Source organism: Streptomyces silaceus (assembly GCF_001419745.1).
Taxonomy (GTDB): domain Bacteria; phylum Actinomycetota; class Actinomycetes; order Streptomycetales; family Streptomycetaceae; genus Streptomyces; species Streptomyces silaceus.
Map to the genome: position 1 here is coordinate 1 of NZ_LIRJ01000546.1, position 5,712 is coordinate 5,712.

At 74.7% G+C, this 5,712-nt stretch carries 5 protein-coding genes and 1 pseudogene; 5 read left to right on the plus strand and 1 reads right to left on the minus strand.

Going from position 1 to position 5,712, the window contains the following annotated elements:
* Positions 1 to 890: 890 nt before the first annotated feature.
* Complete coding sequence (locus AOK22_RS36300; protein WP_079037061.1) at positions 891 to 2,219, plus strand: sensor histidine kinase; 1,329 nt, start codon at positions 891 to 893, stop codon at positions 2,217 to 2,219.
* Positions 2,220 to 2,244: 25 nt separating this feature from the next.
* Here AOK22_RS36300 and AOK22_RS36305 read toward each other — a convergent pair whose 3' ends face one another.
* Positions 2,245 to 2,895, minus strand: coding sequence for an NADPH-dependent FMN reductase (locus AOK22_RS36305; protein WP_055702938.1), 651 nt, complete (start codon positions 2,893 to 2,895; stop codon positions 2,245 to 2,247).
* Between the two features lie 63 nt (positions 2,896 to 2,958).
* Here AOK22_RS36305 and soxR point away from each other — a divergent pair, with 63 nt between their 5' ends.
* From soxR to AOK22_RS36325, 4 genes and pseudogenes are all read left to right on the plus strand, one after another.
* On the plus strand, positions 2,959 to 3,468 hold the full coding sequence (soxR, locus tag AOK22_RS36310; RefSeq protein WP_055702939.1) for a redox-sensitive transcriptional activator SoxR: 510 nt from the start codon (positions 2,959 to 2,961) through the stop codon (positions 3,466 to 3,468).
* A 10-nt stretch (positions 3,469 to 3,478) separates the two neighbouring features.
* A complete protein-coding gene (locus tag AOK22_RS36315) occupies positions 3,479 to 4,276 on the plus strand; it encodes an aminotransferase class IV family protein (RefSeq protein ID WP_055702942.1) in 798 nt (265 codons plus the stop codon).
* A 272-nt stretch (positions 4,277 to 4,548) separates the two neighbouring features.
* Positions 4,549 to 5,100, plus strand: a complete 552-nt coding sequence (locus AOK22_RS36320) for a hypothetical protein (RefSeq protein ID WP_055702940.1) — start codon at positions 4,549 to 4,551, stop codon at positions 5,098 to 5,100.
* Between the two features lie 237 nt (positions 5,101 to 5,337).
* Positions 5,338 to 5,712, plus strand: a pseudogene (locus AOK22_RS36325) (class F sortase); the annotation flags it as partial.

Consider the following 5,712-nt stretch of genomic DNA (forward strand, 5'->3'; position numbering starts at 1 on the left):
CCCTGAAGCCCCCGCCCGCCAGAGGACACAGACCAGGCCGAAGGTCCCGAACATGGCGATTCCCGCGCCTTTATTCGCGGCTGTTACACAACCTCCTGATTTCCGTGATGGACGGTTCCTACCGTCGAGAGCGGTGGCCGGCCCCTCTGCCGAATCCCCGGTGCAGTCCCCGGGCCGGTCACCACCAGCCCTTGCCCACCTGCTCCTTCACGACGGTCAGCCACCCATGAACCCGTTCCCTCGCCGCCTGGTCCTCCTGGGCGTCGCCCCCTTCGCCGCGCTCGCNNCTGGCCCGCCTGGGCGAGCGCCTCCTCGCGGGCGCCGGGCGCCCAGGCGGGCACGCACCAGCCGCCTCCGGAGCCGTTGAAGGGGCTGCCGAAGGTGGGGTCCGGCGGGCTCGCCTCGATGGACGTCCACGCGATCCTGCGGGCCGACCCGCGCACCAGGCCGCTCGCCGACCGCGGGATGATCGACCGCCCGGGGCGGGCCGGGCTGCGGCCCCCGATGTTCGTGGACCTGACCGGCGACAAGAAGCCCGAGATGCTCGTGGCCGCCGACACGGAGAGCGGGCGCAACATCCTGGCCGTCTACACCGAGCGCGGCGGCAAGGTCTATCCGATCCTGTTCACCTCCGGCCGGAGTCTGGCCGTGGAGACGATCGGCCCCGACCTGCTCGTGCGCACGCCCTGCTCGGACGGCGGCGAGCAGGCCGTCCGCTTCCACTGGGACGGCGCGCGGATGTCCACCGTCAGTGACGTCAAGGACTACAAGAAGCCGAGGACCGAGCCCAAGACCGACGCGAGGACCGAACCGAAGACCGGCCCGGAGACCGAACCGAAGACCGAACCCTCGCCCTCGCCGTCCCGGTCCGCGGCACCCGGAGGACCCTGATGCGGCGCGGCCCCCGCGCCGCGGCCAAGGACAGGAAGGCGCCCCGCTCCGGGATCCGTGCCGCCCTGAACAGCCTGGGCCTGCGCTGGAAGATCACCGCGCTGCTCGCCGTGGGCTGCGCGGTGGTCGCCGTCGCCATCGGCCTGCTCGTGCACAAGGCCCGCCTCGACCAGGTCGGCGAGAGCGCCCGTTCGGGGGCCGTGGCGCAGCTGGTGCGGGTGCGTCAGCTGTACGAGCTGACGGGGCAGGTCGACCAGGACGACACAGGATCCGCCCTCGACGACCCGGCCCTGCCCGCGCCGCTGCGGCAGGCGGCGCTGGCCGGGCAGCGCCAGACCTACCTCGACATGGCCTCGGACGACCCCTGCGTCTGGGCGGCGCGGCCGGTCGGCGACAACCCGCGCCATGTGCTGTCCGTCCGCCAGTCGCTGGACGAACAGGCCGACGAGATGGCCGAATTCGACCGGCAGCTGATGGTCTCGGGCGCCGTCGTCGTCGGGCTCGCCGCGCTCGGCGGCGCCGCCCTGTCCAGCAGGCTCAGCCGTGAGCTGCGCACCGCGGCGGCCACCGCGCGCCGCATCAGCCAGGGCGACCTCGACGCCCGGATCGACCATCCGCGCCCGCCGGGCCTGCGGCACGGCAAGGACGAGGTCGCCGAACTGGCCACCGCCGTCGACACGATGGCCGCGTCGCTGCAGCAGCGCCTGGAGGCCGAGCAGCGGTTCACCGCGGACGTCGCCCATGAGCTGCGCACCCCGCTGACCGGGCTGCACACGGCGGCCGAGCTGCTGCCGCCGAGCCGCCCCACCGAGCTGGTGCGCGACCGGGTCCTCGCCCTGCGCACGCTCACGGAGGACCTGCTCGAAGTGGCGCGCCTGGACGCGGAGGTGGAGAAGCCGGACCTGGACGTGCACCCGCTGGGGCGGCTCGTCGAGACGATCGGGGAGCGCGCGGGCTGTTCGCCGGCCGGGTTCACGGCGCAGGGCACGCGGAGCGCGTACGGCACGTTCGTCCGCACCGACGCGCGCCGCCTGGAGCGGATTCTGGCCAACCTCGTGGGCAACGCCCGCAAGCACGGCGCCGAGCCGGTCGAGGTGCGGGTCGACGGCGTCGAGGTCACGGTCCGCGACCACGGCCCCGGCTTCCCCGGCCATCTGCTCGAGGACGGCCCGCGGCGCTTCCAGACCGGGGTGCAGGAGCGCGGCCAGGGCACGGGCCTCGGCCTGACCATCGCGCTCGGCCAGGCCCAGGTGATCGGCGCCGACGTGGACCTCTCCAACGCGCCGGACGGCGGCGCGGTGGCGGTGGTCCGCCTGCCGAAGGCCTGACGGCGGCCGCCCGCCTGGCGAAGGCCTAGCTCCCGTACGCCCGTACCGCCTTGGCCGACCGCAGGGCCCAGCCCCACCAGGCCAGCTGGTCGAGCAGGGTCTTGGCCGCCGCGTTCGCCTGAGCCGGGTCGCGGTGGTTGCCCTCGTCGTCGAAGAGGGTGCCCGCGTTGTGGAAGGAGACGGTGTCGCGGATGGTCACGGTGTGCAGCTCGGCGAAGACCGGGCGCAGGTGTTCGACGGCGCGCAGGCCGCCGGAGAGCCCGCCGTAGGAGACGAAGGCGACGGGCTTGGCCTCCCATTCGGGACGGTGCCAGTCGATGAGGCTCTTCAGGGACGCCGGGTAGGAGTGGTTGTACTCGGGGGTGAGGACGATGAACGCGTCGGCGGCGGCCAGCTTCGGGGTGACCTTGCCGAGCTCGGCGGCCACGGCGTGGCCGGGGTCGAAGGAGAGGGCCGTCGGCAGGTCGGACTCGGCGAGGTCGACGACGTCGACGACGAAGTCGGGGCGTTCGCGGACCCGGGAGAGCAGCCACTCGGCGACGATCGGTCCGAAGCGGCCCTCGCGGTTGCTGCCGACGACGACGGCGACGCGCAGCGGGGCATCGGCGCCGGTGCCGGGGACCCCGGCGGAGGCGGACGCGTCGGAGGGGCGGGACGGGGACGTGGTCTCAGTCATGCGCCAAGGTTCATAGTTAAACCTTGGTTCAGGTCAAGCGGCGCCTGCGGCTACGCTGACGAAATGAGCGCCTCCCTGGATCCGCGCGCGAAGGAAGCCACCGTCGGCGAACTGGCCGAGCGCAGCGGAGTCGCCCCCTCCGCCCTGCGGTTCTACGAGCGCGAGGGCCTCATCACCTCCCGCCGCACCACGGGCAACCAGCGCCGCTACAGCCGCGACGCCCTGCGCAGGGTCGCCTTCATCCGCACCTCCCAGCGGCTCGGCATCCCGCTGGCCACGATCCGCGAGGTGCTCGGGCTGCTCCCGGAGGACCGCACGCCGACCCGCGAGGACTGGGCCCGGATCTCCGCGTGCTGGCGCGAGGACCTCGACGCCCGGATCCGCACCCTCCAGCGGCTGCGCGACAACCTCACCGACTGCATCGGCTGCGGCTGCCTCTCGCTCGCCAAGTGCGCGCTGTCCAACCCGTGGGACGAGCTGGGCGAGCGGGGACCTGGCCCGCGCCGCCTGGTGGAGGAGCGGGACCCGAGCGGGGAGCCCCGGGAGGGGACGCCGCCCGAGGGCGTCTCGTAGCGTGGCGCCCATGACAACGACCGCGCCGGCGCAGCGCATTGAGATCGACGGACGTCCCGCCACCGCCGAGAGCCTGCTGTGGCCGGCCCTCGTCACCACCGGGCACTTCACCGCGATGCAGGTCAGGGACGGCAGGGTGCGCGGTCTCGACCGCCATCTGGCGCGGCTCGACGCGGCCACCCGCGAGCTGTTCGGGCAGGACCTCGACGGGGAGCGGGTGCGCGGCCTGGTCCGGCACATCCTGCGCGACGACACCCCCGACGCCTCCGTACGCGTCTACGTCCACGCCCCCGACGACGAGCCGTCCCTCATGGTCACGGTCCGCCCGCCCACCGAGCTGGCCGCCACGATGGCGGACCGCGCGCAGGCGCTGATGTCCGTGCCGTATCAGCGGCCGTTCGCCCACATCAAGCACCTGGGCGGCTTCGCGCAGGCGCGCCACGGCGATCTCGCGCGGCGCGCGGGCTTCGACGACGCGCTGCTCACCGGGCCCGACGGGACGATCAGCGAGGGCGCCGTCACGAACATCGCGTTCTTCGACGGCACGGACGTCGTGTGGCCCGACGCCCCGCATCTGGCGGGCATCACGATGCAACTGGTCGAGGGGCGGCTGCCCGCCGCGGGGCTGCCCACGCGGCACGCGCCGGTGACGCTGGCGGACCTGCCGTCGTACGCCGCGGCCTTCGTCACGAACGCGTGGGGGGTCAGCCCGGTGCGGCGGATCGACGGCGTCGCCTTCGCGGTGGACGAGAAGCTGATGGCGACGGTGGCCGGGGCCTACGACCAGGTGCCCTGGGACACGCTCTGAGCCCGCGGCGGGAGCCGCCACGGATGGGGGGTCACCCATTCACAGGCGCCGCGCGCACCCTTCGGGCTGTCGGCATCCGCACGCCGGTGACCTGCTGGAACGCCGCCGCCACCGGGCCGCGGGCCGCTTCTTCCCCGCCTTTCTGATGGCTCATCAGGAGGCGTGCGCTGCCGAGTGCCACTTACCTCGGTAGAGCGGGGTTCGACCGACGCAGCGGCACTTGGGGGTGCCGCGGGCCGTTCCTCCGCGAAGGCTCTCGGAGGAACGAGTACATGCGCATCGCCCGCCTGCTGACCGGTACCGCTCTCGCCGTGGCGGCGGCGGGCGCGGCGGCCTCCCCCGCGTACGCCGCGCCGTCCGGGGGCCTGGAGATCTACCCGGCCACCGTCACGCCGGGCACCACCGTCACCGTGAACACCACCGCCTGCGGCTCGGGCGGGACCGCGACGGGTGACGCGAGCGCGGTGGGCGCGGGCACGTTCACGCTGGCGCCGAGCACGCACCAGGAGGACGCGGTCGGGCAGTTCAAGGTGCCGCCGTCCGCGCAGCCCGGCACGTACGAGATCGTCGCGAAGTGCTCGGGGTCCGGCGGCTCCGGCGTGAAGAACAAGCAGGTCGCGGGCGATCTGATGGTGACGGTCACCTCGACCGCGGCGGCCGGCGAGCGGCAGCAGCCGCACCCGAAGGGACACGTGAAGACGGGGGTCGGCGGCGCGCTCGGTCCCGACCCCGTGCAGACCGCGGCGGGAGTGGCGGCGCTGGCCGTCGCCGCCGCGGGCGGTACCTGGCTCCTGCACCGCCGGGCGAGAGGCGACAGGATCTGACGGACATCCTCCGCTGTCCACCGGTACCGCCACCCCTGCCCCCTCCCGGCCCGTGTCCCCTCGCGGGCGGGGAGGGGGACGAGGGCCCGGCCCGCCCGACCCCGAGGGGGACGCCGTATGCCTCGCAGGAAGACCGCCGACACCGACACCGACATAGGGCGCGGCGCGCCCCGCGGGAGGACCACCGACGCGGACACAGCGCACCGCGCGCCCCGCGCGAGGACCACCGGCACCGTCATGGGGCGCCGCGTGCCTCGCGGAAGGACCGCCAACGTCGTCATAGGGGCCGTCACCGCCGTGGCGCTGTGCTCCGGGGCGTGGCTGCTGCGCAGCGGCGCCGCGTCGCATCCGCCGCCCCAGCCCTCCGCCGCGCAGGCCGCCTCCGCCCGTCCCGGCGTCCCCGAGGACCGGGAGGCCGCCGCCCGCGACCGGGGCCCGGCGCCGCTCCCGCCCTCCCCGCCCGACCGGGTGCGGATCCCCGCGATCGGCGTCGACGCGCCCCTGATGGGCCTCGGCCTGACCCGCCAGGGCAGCCTCGACGTCCCGCCGCCCGAGCGGGAGAACCTCGCGGGCTGGTACGAGGCGGGCACGACGCCCGGCGAGCGCGGCACC

What these genes read in the sequence shown, in the direction of transcription:
- AOK22_RS36315 (WP_055702942.1), top strand. Translation starts at nt 3,479, where the DNA reads ATGACAACGACCGCGCCGGCGCAGCGCATTGAGATCGACGGACGTCCC.
- AOK22_RS36305 (WP_055702938.1), bottom strand. Translation starts at nt 2,895, where the DNA reads ATGACTGAGACCACGTCCCCGTCCCGCCCCTCCGACGCGTCCGCCTCC.
- AOK22_RS36300 (WP_079037061.1), top strand. Translation starts at nt 891, where the DNA reads ATGCGGCGCGGCCCCCGCGCCGCGGCCAAGGACAGGAAGGCGCCCCGC.
- soxR (WP_055702939.1), top strand. Translation starts at nt 2,959, where the DNA reads ATGAGCGCCTCCCTGGATCCGCGCGCGAAGGAAGCCACCGTCGGCGAA.
- AOK22_RS36320 (WP_055702940.1), top strand. Translation starts at nt 4,549, where the DNA reads ATGCGCATCGCCCGCCTGCTGACCGGTACCGCTCTCGCCGTGGCGGCG.